At 67.9% G+C, this 22,843-nt stretch carries 21 protein-coding genes; 18 read left to right on the plus strand and 3 right to left on the minus strand.

Annotated features, from left to right (window positions below):
• The first annotated feature begins 36 nt into the window (after positions 1-36).
• The 11 genes from HDA44_RS30615 (at position 37) to HDA44_RS30665 (ending at position 14,751) form a co-directional block, all read left to right on the plus strand.
• Positions 37-921 carry an ABC transporter permease subunit gene (locus HDA44_RS30615; RefSeq protein ID WP_202887647.1) on the plus strand — a complete coding sequence of 295 codons (885 nt, stop codon included), beginning with the start codon at positions 37-39 and terminating at the stop codon, positions 919-921.
• Positions 908-1,804 carry a carbohydrate ABC transporter permease gene (locus tag HDA44_RS30620; protein ID WP_337906605.1) on the plus strand — a complete coding sequence of 299 codons (897 nt, stop codon included), beginning with the start codon at positions 908-910 and terminating at the stop codon, positions 1,802-1,804. Before HDA44_RS30615 ends, HDA44_RS30620 begins: the two co-directional genes overlap by 14 nt.
• Positions 1,801-2,586 (plus strand): SDR family NAD(P)-dependent oxidoreductase, encoded by a 786-nt coding sequence (locus HDA44_RS30625; protein ID WP_238352585.1) that lies wholly within the window; start codon positions 1,801-1,803, stop codon positions 2,584-2,586. The genes HDA44_RS30620 and HDA44_RS30625 overlap by 4 nt, the downstream gene beginning before the upstream one ends.
• Positions 2,574-4,301: a heparinase II/III domain-containing protein gene (locus HDA44_RS30630; protein WP_184840357.1), complete on the plus strand. Its 1,728-nt coding sequence runs from the start codon at positions 2,574-2,576 to the stop codon at positions 4,299-4,301. Before HDA44_RS30625 ends, HDA44_RS30630 begins: the two co-directional genes overlap by 13 nt.
• Positions 4,294-6,225: a heparinase II/III family protein gene (locus HDA44_RS30635; RefSeq protein WP_184840359.1), complete on the plus strand. Its 1,932-nt coding sequence runs from the start codon at positions 4,294-4,296 to the stop codon at positions 6,223-6,225. Before HDA44_RS30630 ends, HDA44_RS30635 begins: the two co-directional genes overlap by 8 nt.
• Positions 6,226-6,284: 59 nt before the next feature.
• Entirely contained in the window at positions 6,285-6,923 is a 639-nt protein-coding gene (locus HDA44_RS30640; RefSeq protein ID WP_202887649.1) for a hypothetical protein, read from the plus strand.
• Positions 6,924-6,960: 37 nt separating this feature from the next.
• Entirely contained in the window at positions 6,961-8,013 is a 1,053-nt protein-coding gene (locus HDA44_RS30645; protein WP_184840361.1) for a DUF1565 domain-containing protein, read from the plus strand.
• Complete coding sequence (locus HDA44_RS30650; RefSeq protein ID WP_184840363.1) at positions 8,013-9,263, plus strand: GDSL-type esterase/lipase family protein; 1,251 nt, start codon at positions 8,013-8,015, stop codon at positions 9,261-9,263. Before HDA44_RS30645 ends, HDA44_RS30650 begins: the two co-directional genes overlap by 1 nt.
• Before the next feature lie 10 nt (positions 9,264-9,273).
• Entirely contained in the window at positions 9,274-11,808 is a 2,535-nt protein-coding gene (locus HDA44_RS30655; protein WP_184840365.1) for a polysaccharide lyase 8 family protein, read from the plus strand.
• 41 nt (positions 11,809-11,849) lie between these two features.
• Positions 11,850-12,824 carry an acetylxylan esterase gene (locus tag HDA44_RS30660; protein WP_184840367.1) on the plus strand — a complete coding sequence of 325 codons (975 nt, stop codon included), beginning with the start codon at positions 11,850-11,852 and terminating at the stop codon, positions 12,822-12,824.
• 88 nt (positions 12,825-12,912) lie between these two features.
• Complete coding sequence (locus tag HDA44_RS30665; RefSeq protein WP_184840369.1) at positions 12,913-14,751, plus strand: glycoside hydrolase family 127 protein; 1,839 nt, start codon at positions 12,913-12,915, stop codon at positions 14,749-14,751.
• Between the two features lie 62 nt (positions 14,752-14,813).
• Here HDA44_RS30665 and HDA44_RS30670 read toward each other — a convergent pair whose 3' ends face one another.
• Both HDA44_RS30670 and HDA44_RS30675 read right to left on the minus strand, forming a co-directional pair.
• Positions 14,814-16,022, minus strand: coding sequence for a TerC/Alx family metal homeostasis membrane protein (locus tag HDA44_RS30670; RefSeq protein WP_184840372.1), 1,209 nt, complete (start codon positions 16,020-16,022; stop codon positions 14,814-14,816).
• Entirely contained in the window at positions 16,019-16,594 is a 576-nt protein-coding gene (locus HDA44_RS30675; protein WP_184840374.1) for a helix-turn-helix domain-containing protein, read from the minus strand. The genes HDA44_RS30670 and HDA44_RS30675 overlap by 4 nt, the downstream gene beginning before the upstream one ends.
• A gap of 39 nt (positions 16,595-16,633) precedes the next feature.
• Here HDA44_RS30675 and HDA44_RS30680 point away from each other — a divergent pair, with 39 nt between their 5' ends.
• Positions 16,634-17,155: a GNAT family N-acetyltransferase gene (locus HDA44_RS30680; protein ID WP_184840376.1), complete on the plus strand. Its 522-nt coding sequence runs from the start codon at positions 16,634-16,636 to the stop codon at positions 17,153-17,155.
• A gap of 59 nt (positions 17,156-17,214) precedes the next feature.
• Positions 17,215-17,706 carry a GNAT family N-acetyltransferase gene (locus HDA44_RS30685; RefSeq protein WP_184840378.1) on the plus strand — a complete coding sequence of 164 codons (492 nt, stop codon included), beginning with the start codon at positions 17,215-17,217 and terminating at the stop codon, positions 17,704-17,706.
• Positions 17,707-17,737: 31 nt separating this feature from the next.
• Here HDA44_RS30685 and HDA44_RS30690 read toward each other — a convergent pair whose 3' ends face one another.
• A complete protein-coding gene (locus HDA44_RS30690) occupies positions 17,738-18,715 on the minus strand; it encodes a M23 family metallopeptidase (protein WP_319043287.1) in 978 nt (325 codons plus the stop codon).
• 340 nt (positions 18,716-19,055) lie between these two features.
• Here HDA44_RS30690 and HDA44_RS39020 point away from each other — a divergent pair, with 340 nt between their 5' ends.
• The 5 genes from HDA44_RS39020 (at position 19,056) to HDA44_RS30710 (ending at position 22,843) form a co-directional block, all read left to right on the plus strand.
• On the plus strand, positions 19,056-19,130 hold the full coding sequence (locus tag HDA44_RS39020; RefSeq protein ID WP_420488556.1) for a putative leader peptide: 75 nt from the start codon (positions 19,056-19,058) through the stop codon (positions 19,128-19,130).
• An 88-nt stretch (positions 19,131-19,218) separates the two neighbouring features.
• Positions 19,219-20,112, plus strand: a complete 894-nt coding sequence (locus HDA44_RS30695; protein ID WP_184840382.1) for an ABC transporter permease subunit — start codon at positions 19,219-19,221, stop codon at positions 20,110-20,112.
• Positions 20,109-20,861, plus strand: a complete 753-nt coding sequence (locus HDA44_RS30700) for an amino acid ABC transporter ATP-binding protein (RefSeq protein WP_184840384.1) — start codon at positions 20,109-20,111, stop codon at positions 20,859-20,861. Before HDA44_RS30695 ends, HDA44_RS30700 begins: the two co-directional genes overlap by 4 nt.
• Positions 20,861-21,805, plus strand: a complete 945-nt coding sequence (locus HDA44_RS30705; RefSeq protein ID WP_184840386.1) for an ABC transporter substrate-binding protein — start codon at positions 20,861-20,863, stop codon at positions 21,803-21,805. The genes HDA44_RS30700 and HDA44_RS30705 overlap by 1 nt, the downstream gene beginning before the upstream one ends.
• A 219-nt stretch (positions 21,806-22,024) precedes the next feature.
• The gene (locus tag HDA44_RS30710; RefSeq protein ID WP_337906606.1) at positions 22,025-22,843 is read left to right on the plus strand and encodes an ABC transporter substrate-binding protein; all 819 of its coding nucleotides are present in this window, start codon (positions 22,025-22,027) and stop codon (positions 22,841-22,843) included.

The following is a 22,843-nucleotide window of genomic DNA, read 5'->3' on the forward strand; positions in this document are numbered from 1 at the left end:
GGCAGTACCGGTCGGCCCGGCGCGCCTGGATCCGACGTGTCCCGCCAGGGACTCGGCCGCGCCCGGCGGCGGGCCGGTCTGCTGATGGTCGCGCCCGCCCTGCTGCACGCGCTGATCTGGATCGGCATCCCGCTGGTCGCCGCGGTGGTGCTGAGCTTCACCTCGTACGACGTGCTGACGCCGCCGCGCTTCGTTGGGCTGGCCAACTTTCAGGACCTGCTCGGCGACCAGGTCTTCCGGCGCGCGGTACTGAACACCAGCGTGTACACGTTCTTCACCGTCCCGGTGGCGATGGGGATCGCGCTGCTGATCGCGCTGATGCTGAACACCAAGCTGGCCGGCCGGGCGATCTTCCGGACCGCGATCTTCATCCCGCAGGTGACCGCGACGATCGCGGTGGCGCTGGTCTGGTTGTGGATCTACGACCCGCGCAGCGGACTGGCGAACGCGATCCTGTCGTTCCTCGGCCTGGACGGTCCGGCCTGGCTGTCGTCCACCACCTGGGCGATGCCGGCGGTGATCGTGGTCGGCATCTGGCAGGGGATCGGCCTGAAGATGCTGATCTACCTGGCCGCCCTGCAGAGCCTGCCGACCGACCTGTACGAGGCCGCGTCGGTGGACGGCGCCTCGAAGGTCCGGCAGTTCTTCAGCCTGACCGTGCCGCTGCTCCGGCCGGCCACGTTCTTCGTCTTCGTCACCTCGGTGATCGGCGCGTTCCAGTCGTTCGACCAGGTGTACATCCTGACCGACGGCGGGCCGGCGAACAGTACGACGATGATGACGTACGAGATCTACAAGTCCGCGTTCCGGGAGTTCCGGATGGGGTACGCCTGCGCGCAGAGCCTGGTGCTGTTCGCGATGCTGCTGATCCTGACCCTGGTGAACCGGCGCATCACCGGAGGTGACCGTGGCACCCGTTGACACCGTCCGTCGCGCCCGCCGCCGGCAGGTCCGGCCCGGCCGGGTCGCGCTGTACCTGACGCTGGCCGCGATCTCGCTGGTGATGATCGTGCCGTTCGTCTGGATGCTGCTCACCTCGGTCAAGACCCCCGGCGACATCGCCGCGGTGCCGCCCCGGCTGTTCCCGACGAAATGGGCCTTCGGCAACTACGTCGACGCCTTGCGCGCGGCGCCGTTCGCGACGTACGCCCGGAACAGTTTCGTGATCGCGATCAGTCACACCCTGCTGAACGTGGTGATCGCGTCGATGGCCGGGTACGCGCTCGCGCGACTGCGGTTCCGGGGCAGTTCGCTGATCTTCCTCGGTTTCGTCGGCGCGCTGATGATCCCGACGTACACGAAGATCCTGCCGGAGTTCCTGATCGTCCGGTTCATGCCGTTGTTCGGCGGTAACGACATCACCGGCCAGGGCGGTACCGGCTGGCTGGACACCTGGTGGGCGCTGATCATTCCGGGCGCGGTCAGTCCGTTCTCGGTGTTCCTGTTCCGGCAGTTCTACCTGGACCTGCCGGTCGAGCTGGAAGAGGCGGCCCGGCTGGACGGTCTTGGTGAGCTGGGTATCTACGCGCGGATCATGACGCCGTTGGTGAAACCGGCGTTCATCACCGTCGCGCTGCTCACCTTCGAGAGTTCGTGGAACAACTTCCTCTGGCCGCTGCTGGTGACCAAGAGCGACAGCCTGCGGGTGATCCAGGTGGGCCTGTCGGTGTTCCGGACCGAGAACGACACGCAATGGGCGTTCCTGATGGCCGGTACGACGCTGGCCACCGTACCGATGGTGGTGCTGTTCCTGATCGGGCAGCGCTACTTCGTCCAAGGTTTCGCGACCGCGGGCATCAAATGACAGCCACCGAAGGGAAGCACGTGATGGAACTGCAGGGCACGCGCGCACTGGTCACCGGGGCCGGGCACGGCATCGGCCGCGGGATCGCGCTCGGTCTGGCCGCGGCCGGCGCGGACGTCGTGGTGCACTACGGCAAGTCCGCGGACGCCGCCGCGCGGACCGTTGCCGAGATCGAGGAACTCGGCCGGAAGGCGATCGCGGTCGGCGCGGACGTGACCAGCACGGCGGAGGTCAACCGGCTGCTCGATGAAACGATCGGTTTCCTCGGCGGACTGGACGTACTGGTCTGCAACGCCGGGCACCTGATCGGCCGGGTCAAGGTTGAGGAGATGACCGACGAGCACTTCCAGCAGGTCGTGGACGTGAACCTCGGCGCCACCTTCCGGACCACCCGGGCCGCGATCCCGCACCTGGCGCAGTCGGCGAACCCGCGGATCGTCACGATGTCCTCGCTCGCCGCGCACAACGGCGGCGGACCGGGCTCGGTGGTGTACGCGGCCGCGAAGGCCGGGGTCCGGGGGTTCACCAAGGGTCTGGCGAAGGAACTCGGGCCGCGCGGCATCACGGTGAACTCGGTCGCGCCCGGGTACATCGCCGAGACCGCGTTCCATCAGACGTTCTCCACGACCGAAGCACAGGCGAACATGGTCGCGGGTACGCCGATCGGCCGCGCCGGGCAGGTCGAGGACGTCGCGAACGCGGTCCGCTTCCTGGCGCTGCCGTCGTCCGGTTACCTGACCGGGATCACGATCGACATCGACGGTGGCACGTGGCCCCGTTGACGGGACATCCGCCGGCCGAGCGCGGTGGCTGGTGGCACGAGTACGTGTGCCCGGCGCACGGCGTCGAGCTGGAGCACATCGGGTTCGAAACCGGTGAGTTTCCGGCGGGCGGCGTGCCGTGCGTCCACGGCTGCCGCGTCGACAGTCCGGCCGTACGCGGCGCGTGGACCGTCCTTGCGCATCACTGGTGGGCGCGACGGATTCGGTTGCTCTCGTACGAGGGTGGTGGCGGCGAGCTGCTAACGGCGTACGCGCGGTTGTACTTGGAGCTGACGAAGACCGGCGAGCACGAGCAGGCGCAGGGGTGGATGCAGCGCGGCCGGCTGTTCCATCAGGCGCTCACGGATGCGGTTTGGGGTGTGCCGATCGCGCACTCGATTCTCAATCTGGCCTCCGCTGGAGCCGCGTCGGCTGACTTGGTCGAGACGCTGCCGATGCTGGACGACATGGTCGTCGGCGCGCGCCGGGCCCGGGACGCGATGGTTGCGCAGGGCAAGTTCTCGTCCAACTACACGGCCTGGTTCAACGCGCTGGGCACGACCGCGGGCCAGGCGGCGGCCGCGGTTCGGGGCGAGGCGTGGGACGGCGCGGGGGAGTGGCTGACCGGCGAGCTCGGGCAGTTCGCGCACCTGGAGATCGCGACCGGCGAGGACGGTTGGGAGTGGGAGGCCAGCACGTACTACCACGGGTTCGTGCTGCGGGCGTACCTGCTCAGTCTTCGCGGCATCGATCCGGCGTCCGTACCCGATCGGCTCGAAGCGATGATCGCCGCGCTCGCCGGGATCGCCACTGACGGCGGCATCCTGCCGGCGCTGCACGACGGACCGTACCTGCGGGTGCCGTTGGCGTTGGAATGGCTGGAGATCGCCGCGTTGGCCCGGCAGTTCACCTCGGCGGTTGAACTCTCCTCGGTCGCGCAACGGGCGCAGGCGGAGGTCGGACCGGAGTACGACGGTCTGGAGCGGAAACTGATCGGTTGGTTCGCCGGGCCGCCGCGGGCCGGTTCGCGATCGTCGCGGGCGATCACCGGGTCGTACGCGGTGGTGCGGGTCGGCGGGATCCACGCGATCCTCGACCATGGTCCGCACGGCGGGTCGCATGGGCATCACGACAAACTTGCGCTGTACCTGTACGGCGCGACCACTCCGTGGCAGCCGGATCCGGGGCAGGTGCCGTACGGGCATGCCGAGTGGCGACGGCACTATCAGTCGGTCGCCGCGCATCCGACGATCCGCATCGACGGACTCGAACCGGCGGAGGCGACCGGCGTACTGACGCGGAACGGGACGTCCGTGACCGTGGAGGTCGAGGGCTGGTACGAGGGTGTCCGCGCCACGCGGCAGCTGATTCCCGGTGACGGGTACTTGGTCGACATCGTTCGCGTGACGGCCGACCGGGAGCGCGAGATCGTACTGCAGTTCCGGCCGGACGTGGAGCTGACGGTCGAGGTCGAACCGGATGGGGTTCGCACGACGTGGGTCGGCGCGGAGACGTTATATGCCTTCCACGTCGGACACGGCAGCGCTGACACGGCCGGTGAGGAGCGGACCGATTCGGTGCCGGTGCCAGTCACGCGGCCCGGGCCGGGCCCGGCGGACGATCCGCAGCGGGTGCGGACCTGGGTGGACTGGACAGTCGTGGGTACGTCCGCGACCTTCCGCTCCGTGTACGCGACCGCGCCGATCGACTTCGAGAAGGTGATCGGCGATGTATGAGCAGCGTCTCGACGTACTGCGGGCCGGCCTCGACGGCAGGTACGCGGCGCAGTGGAAACGGCTGCGCGAACAGTGCGACTGGTACCGGACGCAGACCCCGCCGACCGAACATCCGTCCGCCAGCATCACGTACTTCGGCCCGGCCGCCGCGAACCTCGCGCTGGCCTACCGGCTCACCGGCAACGAGGGGTACCGGAGTGAGGCCGCGCGATGGATCGCGGCGGCCATCGGCTTTCCGCACTGGGGCAAGGCGCACCTGCCCGATCACGACCTGGACGCGGGCTGGCTGCTGCACGGTCTGTCGCTCGCCCCGGTCTGGCTCGGCGACGACTTCGAACTCGCCAAGGAACTGCGCGCGAAGCTCGAACTGCAGGGCTCGCGGTTGTACGACTTCGCCGTCGAGTCCGAAGGTACGTGGTGGAGCTCGTCGTACTGGCAGAACCACAACTGGATCTGCTACACCGGCCTCGCCACCGCCGGGTACGCGCTGCAGCGGCCGGAATGGACCGAACGCGCGAAGGCCAACTTCGCCACGGTCATCGAGGTCCTACCGGCCGACGGGTCGGACATGGAAGGCGTCGTGTACTGGCGGTACGGCGTGCCGTGGCTCGCGACGTACCTGGATCTCCTGCAGGACCAGGAAGAACTGGACTGGTGGGATCGCTGTGCGTTCCTGAAGAACACGTTCTCGTACCGGTTGCAGCAGTGCGCGCCCGGCTTCGAGGAGAACATCGATCATGGCGACTGTCATGACCGGCGCAGTGGTCACAGCGTCGCGCTGTACCGGAAGCTCGCGGCCGCGTACCGGATCGGTGAAGCACAGTGGCTCGCGGATCAGGTCGCGGAACGGTTCTTCTGGCGTGAGGCGTACGCGAGTGGCGTCAAACCGGGGGTGATGCCCGAGGCGTACCTGGAAATGCTCTGGTACGACGACACGTTGCCGGCGGTCGCGCCCGCGGAGCGTACGCCGTTGTCCGCGTACTTTCCGGACCTCGGCCTGGTCACCGCGCGGACCGGGTGGGACGACGACGCGACGATGGTGTCGTTCAAGGCGGCGCCCGGTGGTGGGCATCAGGCGTGGGAGCTGTCGCACCAGCTGGATCGTGAGCATGGTTGGGACACGTTGAGCGCCGGGCATCACCATCCCGATGCCGGGTCGTTCGTGCTGACCTCGCGTGGCGCGTTTCTCGCGGTGGACGAGGGATACAGCAACCGGAAGCGCGCGGGGGACCACAATCTGATCCTGGTCGACGGTCTGGGGTACGCGGACGAGGACCGGTATCACGTGTACAAGGGGATTCCGTACGAGCGGCAGGCGCGGATGGTCGACGTGTACGCGGCCGATGGGGTGGTGCACGCGACGGCACGACTCGCGGCGATGTATCCGGCTGAGCTGGGGATCACGCGGCTCGACCGTACGCTCGTGTTCACGCCGGCCGGGCGGATCGTTCTGCTGGATCGGTGCGCGGCTGACGCGCCGCGGGACTGGACGTTGCTGCTGCACGCGGATTGGCCGATCGAGTACGGCGCGGAGATCGCGCTGCGGTCCGGGTCGGCGCAGGCGTGGGTCCGGTTGCACGGTCCGGTCTCCGTCGAACCGGCGATCACCGAAGTCGAGGCCAACCCGACCTCGAGCACCCCCAGCCTGCGCCTGACCCGCACCATGCACACCCTCCGCGCCACCGCTTCACAGTCCACGACGGCCACGTTGCTGACCACCATCGAACCCACCTCCTCCCTCCACCCAACCCCACCCACCGCCCGCCGCCTCCCCGTGCGCCGCGGCCACGCCATCACCTTCGCCGACGAAACCGTCCTGCTCCCGGACGACGCCGGCCTGCTCCCGGACGACGCCGGCCTGATCGAGGGCACGAAGGGTCTCCACGCCATCATCCGAACCATCACGACCCGGATCACGATATGAACGCCTCTCAACCCAAGCGGCCGGCGCGGGGCCGGGGTGCTCCGGGGAATGGAGGTCCGGTGCCGGGGATCCGGACTCCTGCGCCGGGGAGCCGCACCCCGAACGCGTCGATCAGCACCGCCGGCGCGATGGGGCGGCGGGTGCTGGATCTGCTCGGGTGGGTGACTTTTCCGGCCATGGCGGGGGCTGCGTTTGTTGTGCTGGCGCTGGGGATCGTCACCTGGTTGCCGGCGCTAGCGGGGGTTGGATTCGCTCTGGAGCGGTGGCGGCGGGACGGTGACAGCCGGTGTTTCGCCGGCGTGTTCACCGGATGGCGGAAGTTCTGGCGCCCGTTGCTGCCGCACTCGATCCTGATGACCGTCGCGACGCTGGTTGCTGTGAGCAACTTGTGGTTCCTGGCCGGCAAGTCAGGGCCGCTGGTGGTCGCACTGTTCATGGTCCACGTCGGCCTGCTTGCCGCCGCGATCACCTACCACCTCGCGCTAGCCGTCGCCGCCGCGCGAGCCCCGGACGAATTACCAACCACCTGGCGCAAAACCGCCTTCCGGCTCGCGTTCACCTCCGTCCCGCGCGGTACCGCCCTGCTCGGCGCCGCGATCGCCGCACCCGTGTTCTCGCTCGTCGTCCCGGCGGGCCCGTTGCTTCTCGGCACCACCGTTCCGGTTCTGGTCGGCCTGCTCGTCGCCGACCGCGCTTGATATCGCGTCATCCGACCGCCCAATCAGGAGGACCAGCATGTCCAGAACCGTCCCGATCCTGCTCCTCGGCATCACGCTCGCGCTCCCCGCCGTACCAGCACACGCCGCGACCGACTACTACGTATCGACCACCGGAAACGACACCAGTTCGGGTACGTCGGCCAGTACGCCGTTCGCGACCATCCAGAAGGCACTCGACACCGCCCCGCGCGGCGCGACCGTACACCTTGCCTCCGGCACCTATCTGCAGGACGCGGTGACCGTACGCTCCGGCGTCACCATCACCGGACCGTCGACCGCGGTGGTGAAAGGCGCCGGCAACTCGCGCATCCTCCAGGTCCAGCACGACGGCGTGACTCTGGACGGATTCACCATCGATGGTCTCGCCGGATCGTCGTCCAGCAAAGCCGGCTACCGCGACAAGCTCGTGTACGTGATGAGTACGTCGCCCGGTGACGGCGTAGGTACTCTGACGATCCGGAACATGCGCTTGAAGAACGCGGGCAGTGAATGCCTGCGACTGCGCTACCTGGTCACCAACGCGGACGTCCATGACAACACCATCGGGCCGTGCGGAGTTTGGGACTTCAAGTTCAACGACGGCGGGAAGAACGGCGAGGGCATCTACCTCGGGACCGCGCCCGAACAGCAGGGCGCGAACGGCGCGCCGGACGCGCAGGCCGACCGCAGCCGGAACAACCACATCCACGCCAACACGATCGCGACGTACGGCAACGAGTGCGTCGACGTGAAGGAGAACTCGACCGCGAACGTTGTCGAGTACAACGACTGCAGCCAGCAGCAGGACCCGAGCTCGGGCGGGCTGGACGCGCGGGGGAGCGGGAACACCTTCCGCTACAACACGATCCACGACAACGTCGGCGCCGGGGTCCGCCTCGGCGGTGACACGGAAACCGATGGCACCGGCAACGACATCTACGGAAACACGATCACGAACAGTGCGGCCGGTGGCATCAAGTTCATGCGTACGCCGCAGGGTCAGGTCTGCGGGAACACCATGTCCGGAAACACCACCGGCAACTCGGTCGGAACGTTCGGCGCGGACTACAACCCGACAGCCGGCTGCTGATGGGCAAGGTGTCGCGGCGGCTCGTCCTCGGTGGGGCGGCCGCCGGTTCGGTCACGCTGTGGGGTACGCCTTCGTACGCGAGCAGTGCGCGTGGGTGGGTCACCAGTTGGGCGACTGCTCAAACCGCGCCTACCGCGGCTGATGCGGATGCGATGAACGGGTTCAGCGACACGACGATCCGGAACGCGTTGCGGCTGTCCGCGGGCGGACAGGTTCGGCTGCGGTTCGCCAACCCGTTCGGTACGGCGCCGATCGTGGTCGGACCGATCACGGCCAACGCGACGCCGGTGCGGTTCGGCGGTGCGCGGGACGTACTACTCGCGGCGGGTGCCACGGTGGTGAGTGATCCGGTCGACGTGGTCGTACCGGACGGCGGCGATCTCGTCGTCTCCATGTACCTACCGGGACCGACAGGACCGATCAGTTTCCACCGCAACGTACACGCGACCGGAACGATCGGGGAACGGTCGAACGCGGATGTGACTGGGACGGTCGGGGATCGGTCGACGAACTCGGTGTTTCTGTTGGCTGGGGTGGATGTGCCGGCGAACGGACGGTCGACCGTGGCGGTGCTCGGGGACTCGATCACCGAGGGTGTGGGCACGCCGGACAACGCCGACCTGCGCTGGCCGGACCAGTACGCGGCCCGATTCCGGCGCCGGCCCGCGATCGCGAACCTCGGCATCAGCGGCAACCGGCTGCTGCTCGACGACGCCCGCTTCGGCCCGAGCGCTCAGGCGCGGTTCGACCGCGACGTACTCGGCCTGCCCGGCTTGCGGAAACTCATCGTTTTCCTGGGCATCAACGACATCCAGCAACCACCGAGCCAGCCCGATCCGGGCCGGATCCTGCAGGCATACGAGCAGCTGGTACGACGCGCGCACGATCACGACTTAGAGGTAATCGGCACAACCATCCCCCCATTCAAGGGCTGGCCCCGCTACACCCCAGAACTCAACCAGACCCGCAACAAGGTGAACGCCACCCTCCGCCAAAACCAACCGAACGCCACCCTCAACCGGGACCAGCTGAACGCCACCCTCCGCCGGGACCAGCTGAACGCCGGCGTCCGCCCGGACCAGGCTGGTCGCCGGACGGATCTCCCCTTCCCTGGCTTCGATCGGTTGGTCGACGTCGACGTGATCCTCCGCGACCCGGCCGACCCGGCCCGTCTCCACCCCACCTACAACAGCGGCGACGGCCTCCACCCCAACCCCACCGGCGCCAAAGCCATCGCCCAAGCGTTCTGAGAGGACCCTCATGCCGAACCGCACCCCCGGCGAACGCACACCGGACCTCACCTCCCCTCGGCTCACGTCAAACCCGCCTCCGCCCACGCCAGACCTCACCCCGCGCCGGCGCACCTCAACCCCCGCCGCCCCCACGTCGGACGGCACTTCCCGCGAGGGCACCGCCGCCACCCGCACGTCAGAGATCACCCCGCGTCGGCGCGCCGTGCTCGGTGGTGCGCTGGGTGGTGCCGCGCTGCTTGCTCTGCCCGGCCCGGCAGCAGCCGCCTCCACGATTCCGGCCGTCGCCGGTTCACCTCTGACCTCCAGCGCCCGCGCCGCCTCCACCGTTGACGAGCTTCGGTTGCGTTGGGGGACGCTGTTGACCGGTGGTCCGTCCGTCGACCCGACCGACCCGGATCTTGCCGTCGCGATCGCCCGCGTCGACCGCGCCGCTCAGTCCGCCCTCACCACCCTCGACCGATCGGCGAACCGCACCTTCCTCTGGCCCGATCTCGCCAGCACCACCCTCTCCAACCACGTCGCCTCGAACTTCCGCCGGATCAAGCAACTCGCCGTCGCCTGGGCAACCAACGGCTCGTCCTACCAAGGAAACACCTCGGTAGCCGACGACATCCGCGGCGCCCTGGAATGGATGCACACCAACCGCTACAGCCCGACCCTCCCGCGGTACGACAACGACTACGACTGGGAGATCGGCGGCGCATCCGCCTTCGCCGACACCCTGGTTCTGCTGTACGACGCGATCCCGGCCGCCGTACGCACGACGTACACCCAAGCCATCAACTACTACACCCCCGACCCGAATCTCTGGCGCGCCGACCGCCAGATCGCGACCGGCGCGAACCGCGTCTGGATCGCAACCGTGGTCGCCATCCGCGCCGTCCTCGACGGCGACACGCCAGCTCTGGTGCGCGTCCGCGACGCACTGAGCGACACCGAAGGCGCCGGCGCGAACAGCGTGCTCGCCTTCAACGACGCGCCCGGCCGGGTCGACGGAACCGGCGAAGGGTTCTACAGCGACGGCTCGTTCCTCCAGCACTACAAGCACCCGTACAACGGCGGGTACGGCAAGGAACTGCTCGGCACGCTGTCCTCGTTGCTCTACCTGCTCGGCGGCACCGAGTGGACCGTCACCGATCCGGATCTGGAGAACATCTACCACTGGATCGACGACGCCTTCGACCCGCTGATGGTGCGCGGCGATCTGATGGGTTCGGTCTGTGGTCGCGAGATCGCCCGGCCGAGCAAGCAGAACCACGCGCCGACCCAGACGATCATCGAGGGGACGCTCCGGCTGATTCCGGCCGCGCCGGCCCCGCGGGCAACCCAGTTGACCGCGTTGGTGAAGCAGTGGATCACCGAGGACACCTTCCGCGACTTCCTCAAGGTGACCGACCCGGCGTCGTTGGTTGCCGCGCGCACCATTCTCGCGTCGTCCGCGCCGGCTCGCGGTGCGCTGGTGGTCCACAAGCAGTACCCGTTGATGGACAAGGCGGCGCATCACCGGCCGGGTTTCACGATCGGGCTGAGCGCGTACTCGTCCCGGATCTACAACTACGAATCGATCCAGAACGAGAACCTGCACGGCTGGCATCTGTCCGACGGCATGGTGCTGCTGTACGACGACGACCTCGGTCACTACTCCGGCGACTACTGGCCGACGGTCGATCCGTACCGGTTGCCGGGGACAACGGTCGACACCCGGCGGCTGGCCGACTCGTACGGTTTCCGCAGTACCAGCGCGGCGGACTGGGTCGGCGGCGCGGCCGTACCGGGCCGGACGATAGGTGCCTACGGCATGGATCTGCGCGGGTACGGGACGAACTTGCGGGCGCTGAAGAGCTGGTTCCTGATCGACGACGTGATGGTGTGCGTCGGTTCGGGCATCACCGGTGAAGGCACGGTCGAGACGATCGTGGAGAACCGCAAACTGCGAACCGGGAACGAGACGTTCACCGCAGCCCCCGGCTGGTGCCATCTGGAGGGTACGGGCGGCTACATCTTCCCGGACCGGACTCCGGTCCAGAGCCTGCGTGAGAACCGGACGGCGACCTGGCGCGAGATCAACTTGAAATACGGCACCGACGATCCGATCACCCGGCCATACCAAACCGTTTGGTATGCCCACGGCGCCGCACCGGTCGGCCAGGGCTACTACTACGTGCAGCTCCCGACGGCGACCCTGGACCAGACGAAGTCGTACGCCAACAAGCTCCCCGTGCAGAAGCTCCGCTCGGACAGTACGGCACACGCGATCCGGTTGAACGACGTACTCGCGGCGAACTTCTGGACGGCCGGCACGGTCGCCGAGCTCACCACCGACGGCCCGGCATCGGTCGTTTCGGTCGGTGGCGTGGTCACCATCTCCGACCCGACCCAGACCCGTACCTCGATCACCGTGGACCTCGACAAACCCGGCCTGAGCCCGGTCACCACTTCGCTCACCGCCGGCTTGCGTGTCAGCCGCCGCGGACGTGGCTGGCGAATCGTCGTCGACACCACCGACCGGCATGGCCACAGCGCGGTCGTCCGCTTCCGCTGAGCGCCCACAACACCCTGAGCGCCCACCAAGAGAGGAATCAAATGCTGGTTGACATGCCGCTGGAGCGGTTGCGCGAGTACCGGCCGGCGCCGGAGGAACCCGCCGACTTCGACTCGTTCTGGAAGCAGACACTGTCGGACACGGCCGGCCATCCGATCGACGCCCGCTTCGAGGCGTACGACGCGCGCCTGGCGACCGTTGAAGTTCAGGACGTGACGTTCCGCGGGTGGGCCGGGCAGCCGGTCAAGGCGTGGCTGTTGCTGCCGCGGCACCGGAGCGGTCCGCTTCCGGCGGTCGTGCAGTACATCGGCTACAACGGCGGCCGCGGCATTCCGTACGAGTGGCTGACCTGGAGCGCCGCCGGGTACGCGCATCTGGTGATGGACAATCGCGGTCAGGGTGGTGGCGGGAAGACCGTTGCCGACACCCCAGACATCGCGCCGGCCGGGCATGGTTCGTCCTCGCCCGGGTTCCTGACTCGTGGCATCGAGGACCCGGCGAAGCACTACTACCGGCGGTTGATCACCGATGCGGTTCGCGCGGTCGACGCGGTGAAGTGCAGCCCGGACGTGGACGGTGATCGAGTCGCGGTGGTCGGTGGCAGTCAGGGCGGCGGGCTCGCGCTCGCGGTCGCCGGGTTGCGGGTCGACCTCGCGGCCGCGATCGCCGACGTACCGTTCCTCTGTCATTTCCGGCGGGCGTCGCAGATCACGGACAACGGCCCGTACGCGGAGATCGCGCGCTGGCTGAAGGGGCATCGGTTCGAGGCGGACACCGCGATCGGCACGCTGTCGTACTTCGATGCGGTGAACTTCGCGGCCCGCGCGACCTGCCCGGCGTGGTTCTCGGTCGCGCTGATGGACAACGTCTGCCCGCCGTCCACGGTCTTCGCCGCGTACCACCGCTATGCCGGCCCGGCCGAGCTCGAGGTGTTCACCTACAACGGGCACGAGGGCGGTGCCGAGTACGACCTGCCGCGAAAACTCGCCGCGCTCGCCGGCACCCTTGGGGGTTGATCCGGGCGCCTGGGTTCTCTACCTTCGGAGTCTAGGAAAACGTGTGCCGTTTTTCCGTGCCATCAAGTCCAGAACCCAGGAGCCAAGCATGAGCGAAGCCCTCCGCGGCCCGGCCGCCACCACGAGGGGCCGGCTGCGCCCCCTCGGACTCGGCGCGGCCACCATCACCGGTGGTTTCTGGGCGCCCAGGCAGGCCCGCAACGGCGCCGACGCGATCCCCAGCGGTCAGGATCAGCTGGAAAAGGCCGGCAACCTGCACAACCTCCGCCTCGCCGCCGGGATCGGTACCGGCGAGGCGATCGGTCCGGTGTTCGCCGACTCCGACGTGTACAAGTGGCTCGAGGCGGCCGCGTGGGAGTACGGGCGCAACCCGGACGACGACCTGCACAAGCGAATCCGCGACCTGACCGTCGTGGTCGCGGCCGCGCAGCGCGAGGACGGGTACCTCGACTCGGTCGTCCAGCTCCGGCAGGGCGACGAGGGTCGCTACCAGGAACTGGTCTGGAGTCACGAGCACTACTGCGCCGGCCACTTGATCCAGGCCGCGGTCGCGCAGGTCCGCTGCACCGGCGATCGCGGGCTGCTCGACGTCGCGATCAAGCTCGCCGACCACCTGTTCGCGACGTTCGGTGACGACAAGACCGTCGACGTGGACGGTCATCCGGTGATCGAGATGGCGCTGGTCGAGCTGTACCGGGAGACCGGCACGACGGCGTACCTGGAGCTGGCCAAGTGGTTCGTCGATGCCCGCGGCCACGGCATCATCGAGCGGCACGGGCACTCGGCGGCGTACTTCTCCGATCGGGTCCCGGTCCGCGAAGCGACGTCGGTCGAAGGGCATTCGGTACGTGCGGTGTACCTCGCCGCCGGGGCAGCGGACGTCGCGCTCGAGACCGGTGACTCGGATCTGCTCGATGCCCTGAAGCGGCAGTTCGATCACATGTGGTCGACCAAGACGTACCTGACCGGCGGTCTGGGCGCCCGCTGGGAGGGCGAGGCGTTCGGCGACGAGTACGAGCTGCCGCCGGACCGCGCGTACGCGGAAACGTGCGCCGCGATCGGCGGAATCCAGTGGGCCTGGCGGATGCTGCTGGCAACCGGCGACGCCGCGTACGCGGATGCGATCGAGCGGATGCTGTACAACGGTTTCCTGGCCGGGGTGTCGCTGAGCGGAACCGAGTACTTCTACGTCAACCCGTTGCAGTTGCGCGGCGCCGCGTACCCGGACACCGGGCGCAGTCCGGCGCACGGGCGGCGCGGGTGGTTCGACTGTGCATGCTGCCCGCCCAACATCATGCGTACGCTGGCCAGTCTCGATGCGTACTTGGCGACTGCCACCGAGGATGCGATTCAGCTGCATCAGTACGCGGCCGGAACGATCACGTCCGGGGAGGTCGAGCTCACTGTGGACACGGCCTATCCGTGGGACGGGTCGGTGCGGATCAGCGCGAGTACGCCGACCGTGGTCGAGCTGCGGATTCCGGCTTGGGCGGAGGGGGCCACGCTCAACGGGGAGGCAGTGGCGGCGGGTGGGTACGCGCGTGGTTCCGGTCAGGAGTTCGAGTTGCTGTTGCCGCTGGTTCCGCGGATCGTGGGTGCTGATCCGCGGATCGACGCCGTGCGTGGGTGCGTCGCGTTGGAGCGCGGTCCGCTGGTGTACGCGGTCGAGCAGGCGGACAACACGGCGAACGTCGACGACCTGCATTTGTTGCCCGAGGCCCCGATCGCGACGCCGAGCGACGTACTCGACGGTGTCACGATCCTGACCGCTCGCGGAAAGATTGGCACCGGGCATCGGGGTGGCTGGGCGTATCGCACCGATGCGGACGACTCCACCGGCCCCGAGGTCGACGTGGTCGCCGTCCCGTACTACGCCTGGGCCAACCGCGAAATCGCCGTCATGCGCGTCTGGCTCCCCCGTGCCTGACCCCACTTTGCGAAGCCACCGCGCACAACTCCGCGGTGGGAGTGCGCGGTGGGTTCACAAAGTCAGAGGTTCGGGTGGATTTCGTGGGTGGGGTGGGCGGTGGTATGGGCGTTGGCGACCTGGCGGCAGAGGGCCATCAGGTCGGCTTCGTTGCGGACCTGCTGTTTGGCTTTCGGGCCGAGCGTGGTGATGTGGTCGCGGGCGCGCAGCAGGCGCTGGAAGATCCGCTCCCGCTCGGCCGGGTCATCGGTGTACTCGGGGTCCAGGTACGCGGTCGCGTCCCGGCGGATGTGGGCCATCGCGGTCTGCGTACGGCCGCGCGTACTGAACAACGACGCGAAGATCGTCAGCAGGAGTACCACCAGGATCACCAGCAAGGAGAAGCCGGTGCTGATCTCCAGGACGTCGACGGGATCGCCACCGTTCACGAACGGCAGATTGTTCTCGTGCAACGCATGCAGGATCAGCTTGGCGCCGATGAACGCGAGGATCGCGGCCAGCCCGAAGGACAGGTAGATCAACCGGTCCAGCAACCCGTCGAGCAGGAAGAACAACTGGCGCAGTCCGAGCAGACTGAACGCGGTCGCGGTGAACACGACGTACACGTTCTGGGTCAGGCCGAAGATCGCCGGGATCGAGTCCAGCGCGAACATCAGGTCGGTGCCGCCGATCGCGACCATCACCAGCAGCATCGGCGTCAGCATCCGGCGCCCGTCGACCACGGTGGTCAGCCGATCGCCGGCGTACTCGTCGGTGGTACGGAACACGCGGCGCGCCAGCCGGACGACGAGGTTCTGCGCGGAATGTGACTCCTCGGTTTCCGGCCGCAGCATGTTGCCGGCCGTCAGCAGCAGCGCCAGCCCGAACAGGTAGAAGACCCAGGAGAACGTGTTCAGCAGCGCCGACCCGACGAAGATGAACGCGGACCGGGCGAACAGGCTGACCACGATCCCGACCAGGAGCACCTTCTGCTGGTTCTCCCGCGGCACCCGGAAGCTGGTCATGATGATCAGGAACACGAACAGGTTGTCCACCGACAGTGCCTTCTCGGTGACGTACCCGGCGAAGTATTCAGAACCCATCGCGCCGCCGCCGACGATGAGTGTGCCGAGACCGAACAGCACCGCGATCCCGACGTACAACGCGGACCAGACAGCGGCCTCACGCAGCGTCGGCACGTGCGCGGACCGGACGTGGAAGAAGTAGTCGAACAGCAGCAGGCCGACGATCGCCAGCAACGTCAGCACCCAGACCAGCGGGGACACGGTCACCTACCCAGCCAACCACGTCCTTTGACCAACGCGACCAGATAGCGGCACGGTGTCGTACCAGGATTGTGGAACGTCGTCGCGGTTGGTGGGCCCAGTTGCAGGCAGTCGCCCGTACGCAGCTCGTGTACTTGAGCGCCCTCGTGGAATCGCAACCAGCCGGCCAGGATCCACAATTGCTGGTACTTGAAGATGTACGCATCGGCCGCGTACGAGACCGATGCACCCACCGGCAACTCGACTTCGACCAGCTCCAGCGGGCTGTCGGTCATCGGGGACACCGCGCGCCGGTGATATCCGGTCACCGGGTCCGTCCAGACCGGCTGATCGGCCGCGCGCCGCAGCAGCTCGCCGGTGTTCTCCGCGCGGGCGACCAGCTCGGACAGGGTCATGCCGAGCGCGCCGGAAAGCTTTCCGAGCAGTACGGCGGTGGGTTGCGCTTCGCCGCGTTCGATCTTCCCGATCATCGCGCGGGACACCCCGGACCGCTCGGCCAGCGCGTTCACGGACAGGTCCTGGGCCGTCCGCGCCTGCTGCACGGTCGCGGCCAGGGAGCGGGACAGGTCATCGATCACAGTTGCCACTATAGCGGCATCTGTGGCTACTATCGTGTCATGTATTTGGTCAGAGACGCCATGGCGAGCGATGCCGCGGCCTGCGCCGCGATCTACGCGCCGTACGTCACCGGCACCGCGATCACGTTCGAGATCGAGCCGCCGAGCGTGGCGGAGATGGCGGCGCGGATCGCCGCGGCGCGGAAGACGCACGCCTGGTTGGTGCTCGAGCTTGATGATCAGGTGATCGGTTACGCGTACGCCGGACCGATGAAGCCGCGGGCCGCGTACCGGTGGTCCTGCGAGGTCAGCGTCTATCTGGAACAAGGCCGGCGCCGTACGGGTGGGGGCCGGGCGTTGTACGAGGCGCTGTTCGATCGCCTCGCCGCGCGCGGGTACCGCACCGCCATCGCCGGAATGACCCTGCCGAACCCCGCCAGCGAAGGCCTGCACAAATCCCTCGGCTTCGAACCGATCGGCACCTACCGCAACATCGGCTGGAAGCTGGACACCTGGCACGACGTCGCCTGGTCCCAACGCCCCCTCGCCGAACTCCCGGACCCACCAACCGAACCACGCTGAAGCCGTACCGGCGGATCAGCCGGCTGTCGGCGACCCCTCGGCGGGGGCAGGATTGTGTTGTGAGTGCAACCGAGGTGACCGTACGGCAGGCTGTCGAGTCGGATGATGCGGCGTTGCTCGCGATCGAAAAGGTCGCCTGGACGGCGATGTCGGGATTTCCGTCGTTCCAGGAGCTGCTGACCGAGACGTTCTTCACCCGGAGCGGGCCGGAGGCACACCTGGTCGCCGAGCACGACGGCGCGGTGGTCGGCTATCTGCGGCTGCAGGAGAAGTACAAGTTCCCCGAGGGTGCCGGGGTGCTCGCGATCAACGGCCTCGCCGTCGCGCCACGAGCCCGCCGCCTAGGCGTGGCCAGCGCCCTGCTCCAGGCCGCCACCACCGAAGGCCGCCGCCGCGGCGCCCGCAAGATCACCTTGAACGTCCACCACACCAACCTCCCCGCCCGCCACCTCTACGAACGCCACGGCTACATAGTCGAAGGCACCCACCCCCGAGAGTTCCTGATCGAGGGCGCCTACGTAGACGCCCTGACCATGTCGAAAACACTCTGAGAGCAGGTGCCTGGTACCGCGGGGCTTGGGGTTACGGGTTGAGGCCGTGGGATTCGAGCCAGGGTTGGGGGTTGATGGGGGAGCCGCCGCCGGGGAGGACCTCGAAGTGGACGTGGGGGCCGGTGGTGTTGCCGGTCATGCCGATGCGGCCGACCATGGTGCCGGCCTGGACCTTGTCGCCGACCGAGACGTCGAACTCGGACATGTGACCGTACGAAGTGACCGTGCCGTCGGCGTGCCGGACCTTCACCTGGCGGCCGTACGCGCCGGCCCAGTCGGCCTGGATGACCTCGCCGGCCATCACCGAATCGACCGGCGTACCCATCGGTGCGGCGAAGTCGAGGCCGGTGTGGTTGTGCGCCCAGCGGCCGCCGGCCTGGTTGAAGCGGGCGGTCAGGTGGTAGCCGGTGGTCGGCAGCACGATCTTCGGGGCGGCGGCCGCGATCTTCGCCTGCTTGGCGGCCGCGGCCTCCTTCGCGGCGGCTGCCTCCTTGGCTATCGCCGCCGCCTTGGCCACGGCCGCGGCCCGCGCGTCGGCGAGCGCCTTCGCGGTGGCGGCGGCCTTCTTCGCCGCGGCCGCCTTCGCCGCGGACAGCGCGAGCGCCCGGCGCTGCACCAGCGCCGCGTTCGCCGCGAGCTGCCGGGCCCGGACCTGTACGACCTTCTCCGCGTCGGCGTTCAGCGACGACTGCAGCGACAGGCTGATCCGGGACGCGTCCCGGGAGCCGAGGTCGCGCCGGTCGATCCGGGCCGCGGTGAGGGCACTGGCCTGTGAGGGGTTCAGGCCAGTGCCCTCGTTCGCGGTGGCCGGATCGGATTCCTTGGCCGCGAGTCCGACGGTGGTGGTTCCGGCCGCGGCCGCCAGCGCGGCGGTCAGACCGATCAGCTGGGTACGACGGGTGGAACCACCACGTCGGAGGAGTGCGCGGTGCTTGGCCACCCGGCGCGGTGCGTCGGTACGACGGGCGGCCGGCCGATCTGCTTCCGGCACGTCTTGGTGAGTGGGCACGAAAAAACCTTCCAGGGGAGGGGCGCCGCCGTTGAGGGGGTACGACGGCTGTTCGACCATAAAGGCCTGATCACGGGCCCCTCAAACACGGATTGCGAAAAGTTCAACGAATTCGCGCACGCTCGGTGAGGGCGTCCTCCCAGCTTGTGCAAGTCCAGGCGTGAACCGCGCAGGCAAGAAAGTCGCCGAAACAGTGACGCGGATCACTGCAACTTTGGCGTAAAGCAGGCCCCGTGGACCGGTATAAGCCGTCCATATAATGAGAGCTTTGTCGACCAACTTACTTTCCTTTCACGGGCGTCTCATACTGAAACGACACGACCCACGGGAGGAGCCGGAGATGACGCGCAAACCGCCGTACTACCGCCTCCACATCGACCTGCTCCGGGTCTCCAGCGCGCTCTGTCCACGCTGAGCCCAGCCTCCACAGCACCCCACTGATCTCACCGACGTCCGGTCTCCGGACGTCCGCCCTGCTCTGCCCACCGCCAGGGAGTCGCACCGTGTCCTTCACTTCAGTCACGTCCACCTCCGGTACCACCGGACCGCCGGCCACCGTCGTACCGCTCGAAGCCGACCTGCCCGTCGTCGCCCGCAAACACCCGTGGCGCTGGGTCGGCGTCGGCGTCGTGCTGGTCCTGCTCGCGATGTTCGTCCACGGCCTGGTCACGAACCCGGGCTGGGACTGGCCGACGTTCTTCCAGTTCTTCACCACCCGGACAGTGTTCTCGGCGCTCTGGGTGACGGTTCAGTTGACCGTGTACGGAACGGTGCTCGGCTTCGTACTGGGCGCGGTGCTGGCGTCGATGCGCTTGTCCAGCAGTCCGTTCCTCCAGGTCGTTGCCTGGGGCTACATCTGGGCGTTCCGCTCGATCCCACTGATCGTGCAGCTGCTGTTCTGGTTCAACATCGCCTATCTGTACCAGGAACTCAGTCTGGGCATCCCGTTCGGCCCGGAGTTCGTGCACTTCAGTACGAACAACCTGTTCGGCCCGCTCGGCGCCGCGGTGCTCGGATTGGCACTGCATCAGGCCGCGTACGCGGCGGAGATCATCCGGGGCGGGATCATCTCCGTCGACGCCGGACAGACCGAGGCCGCGGCCGCGCTCGGGATCCCGAAGGCGCGGCAGTTCTTCCGGATCGTGCTGCCGCAGGCGATGCGCTCGATCCTGCCGAACGGCGCGAACGAGGTGATCAGCCTGTTCAAGGGCACCTCGATCGTCTCGGTGATGGCGATCCCGGAGCTCTTCTACCAGGTTCAGGTGATCTACGGCCGGAACAGCCGGGTGGTTCCACTGCTGATGGTCGCGACCGTCTGGTACATCGTGCTGACCACGTTGCTGTCGATCGTGCAGTACTACGTGGAGCGCCGGTTCGCCCGAGGTACGACGCGATGATCGACGTACTGGGAGTACACAAGAGCTTCGGCGACCTGCACGTACTGAAGGGCATCGACCTGGAGGTGCGGGCCGGCGCGGTGACCGTGATCCTCGGGCCGTCCGGTTCCGGGAAGTCGACGTTGCTGCGGGCAATCAACCACCTGGAGAAGGTGGATCGCGGCCTGATCAGGATCGACGGCGAACTGATCGGCTACCGGCGGCGCGGCGACAAACTGCACGAGCTGCGCGAACGGGAGATCCTCCGGCAGCGTTCGCAGGTCGGGTTCGTGTTCCAGACGTTCAACTTGTTCGGGCACCTGACCGTCCTGGAGAACGTGGTCGAGGCGCCGGTGTCCGCGCAGCGGCGGAAACGCGCCGAGGTGGAGCAGTACGCGCGTGAGTTGCTGGAACGGGTCGGTGTCGGTGACAAGGCCGACGTATACCCACGGCAGTTGTCCGGCGGTCAGCAGCAGCGGGTCGCGATCGCCCGGGCGCTGGCGCTGAAGCCGAAGGTCCTGCTGTTCGACGAGCCGACCAGCGCGCTCGACCCGGAACTGGTCGGCGAGGTCCTGGACGTGATCAAGGAGCTCGCCCGTGACGGCGCCACCATGGTCGTCGTCACCCACGAGATCGGTTTCGCCCGGGAGATCGCCGACACGGTGGTCTTCATCGACGACGGCCGGATCGTCGAAGCGGGCCCGCCACGCGAAGTACTCGACAACCCTGTCCACGAGCGCACCCGCGCGTTCATCTCGAAGGTGCTCTGATGAAACGTCTGACAGTCGCCCTGCTTGCCCTGCTCACCCTGCTCACTCTGGCCGGCTGCGGCGCAGAGTCGAAGGCCACGGCCGCCGAGACCGGGGTGAACACCTCCGCCGAACAGCACCGGATCACCACGCCGAAGAACGCGGCGGCGGCCGCGTTGCTGCCGGCGAAGGTGCGCGACCGCGGCACCCTGGTCGTCGGCGGTGGATTCGGCTCCGGCAGCGTCCCGCTCGGTTTCTACGCGGACGACAACAAGACCCCGATCGGCCTCGAGGTCGACATCGCGTACCTGGTCGCGGACGCGCTCGGTCTGAAGCCGGAGATCGAGGTGACGAGCTGGGAGAACCTGTTCGTCGGGCTCGACTCGGGCAAGTACGACGCCGGGTTCTCGAACATCACCGTGACGGAGAAGCGGAAGCAGAAGTACGACTTCGCCACGTACCGGAAGGACGACATCGCGTTCGAGGCGAAGAAGGGTGGCAGCTGGCGGGTCACCGGCGGGAAGGACATCGCCGGGAAGAGCATCGCGGTCGGCTCCGGGACGAACCAGGAGAAGCTCCTGGTCGACTGGAACGAGGCGAACATCAAGGCCGGGTTGCCGGCGGCAACGATCATGTACTTCCAGAAGAACACCGACACGTACCTGGCGCTGAGCTCCGGGCGGATCGACGCGTACTTCGGGCCGAACCCGTCGATCGCGTACCACGTCCAGACGTCCGGTGAGACGGAGACGATCGGCAAGTTCTCCGGCGCCGGTCCGTCGTTGCAGGGGTTGATCGCGGCCACGACCAAGAAGGGCGACGGCCTGGCGAAGGCGTACCAGGCGGCGCTGAACGCGGCGATCGCGGATGGCAGCTACGCGAAGGTCCTGGCCCGCTGGAACGTGTCGAACGAGGCGGTCACGATCTCCGAGCTGAACCCGCCCGGCCTCCCGCTGACGAGCTGAGGAGTGACGATGAGACGACAAGCGTACGGAAGCACAGGAAGTGGTAGGCGCCGGCCGCTCCGCGGCCGCGGAGCTAAGGCGGAACGGTCGCGGCGGAGGGCACCACTACCTGTCCTTCGGTACGTTGCCTGCGGGCTGCTGGTGCTTGCCGGTTGCGCGGATCCGCCGGCCAAGGACGTTTCCCAGGTTGCTTTCGATACCTCGGCTACGCAGGAGCATGTGGCGTCTTCGAAGGTGGATGCGATCGCGGCCGAGTTGCCGGCCGGGGTGCGGGAGTCGGGGAAGCTGGCGGTCGGGAACGGGTCCGCGGGTGGCGGGCAACCGCCGCTGGGGTTCACCGCCGACGACAACAAGACCCCGATCGGTGTCGAGATCGACATCGCGTACCTGGTGGCGAGCGTGCTCGGGCTGAAGGCCGAGATCCAGACCACCAGCTGGGAGAACCTGTTCCTCGGCCTCGACTCCGGGAAGTACCAGGTCGGGATCTCGAACATCGGGGTGTCCGAGCTGCGGAAGGAGAAGTACGACTTCGCCACGTACCGGCTCGGGCTGCATGCGTTCGAGGCGAAGCAGGGCTCGGGGCTGAAGATCACCGGCCCGGCCGATCTCGCCGGGAAGAGCGTCGCGGTCGGGTCCGGCACGCTCCAGGAGGCGATCCTGGTCGACTGGAACAAGCAGAACGTCGCCGCCGGCCGCAAACCCGCGAGCATCAAGTACTACCAGCAGTCCGCCGACATCTACCTCGCACTGCAGTCCGGGCGGATCGACCTCTACCTCGGGCCGAACCCGAACGCCTCGTACCACGTGGCGACCCGGCATCAGACCGAGATCGTCGGCACGGTCTCGTCCAGCTACCCGGTCCAGGGCCTGGTCGGGATCACCACCAAAAAGGACAACGGCCTGGTCAAGCCGCTCGCCGACGCGCTGAACGCGGCGATCGCCGACGGCAGCTACGCGAAGGTGCTGGCCAAATGGGGCCTGCCGGCCGAGGCCGTCCCGAAGTCGCTGATCAATCCGCCCGGTCTGCCCAAGAAGTAG

It is taken from the genome of Kribbella solani (assembly GCF_014205295.1).
GTDB classification, from domain to species: Bacteria; Actinomycetota; Actinomycetes; order Propionibacteriales; family Kribbellaceae; genus Kribbella; species Kribbella solani.

What these genes read in the sequence shown, in the direction of transcription:
- HDA44_RS30645 (WP_184840361.1), top strand. Translation starts at nt 6,961, where the DNA reads ATGTCCAGAACCGTCCCGATCCTGCTCCTCGGCATCACGCTCGCGCTC.
- HDA44_RS30665 (WP_184840369.1), top strand. Translation starts at nt 12,913, where the DNA reads ATGAGCGAAGCCCTCCGCGGCCCGGCCGCCACCACGAGGGGCCGGCTG.
- HDA44_RS30705 (WP_184840386.1), top strand. Translation starts at nt 20,861, where the DNA reads ATGAAACGTCTGACAGTCGCCCTGCTTGCCCTGCTCACCCTGCTCACT.
- HDA44_RS30625 (WP_238352585.1), top strand. Translation starts at nt 1,801, where the DNA reads ATGACAGCCACCGAAGGGAAGCACGTGATGGAACTGCAGGGCACGCGC.
- HDA44_RS30660 (WP_184840367.1), top strand. Translation starts at nt 11,850, where the DNA reads ATGCTGGTTGACATGCCGCTGGAGCGGTTGCGCGAGTACCGGCCGGCG.
- HDA44_RS30700 (WP_184840384.1), top strand. Translation starts at nt 20,109, where the DNA reads ATGATCGACGTACTGGGAGTACACAAGAGCTTCGGCGACCTGCACGTA.
- HDA44_RS30680 (WP_184840376.1), top strand. Translation starts at nt 16,634, where the DNA reads ATGTATTTGGTCAGAGACGCCATGGCGAGCGATGCCGCGGCCTGCGCC.
- HDA44_RS30635 (WP_184840359.1), top strand. Translation starts at nt 4,294, where the DNA reads ATGTATGAGCAGCGTCTCGACGTACTGCGGGCCGGCCTCGACGGCAGG.
- HDA44_RS30655 (WP_184840365.1), top strand. Translation starts at nt 9,274, where the DNA reads ATGCCGAACCGCACCCCCGGCGAACGCACACCGGACCTCACCTCCCCT.
- HDA44_RS30650 (WP_184840363.1), top strand. Translation starts at nt 8,013, where the DNA reads ATGGGCAAGGTGTCGCGGCGGCTCGTCCTCGGTGGGGCGGCCGCCGGT.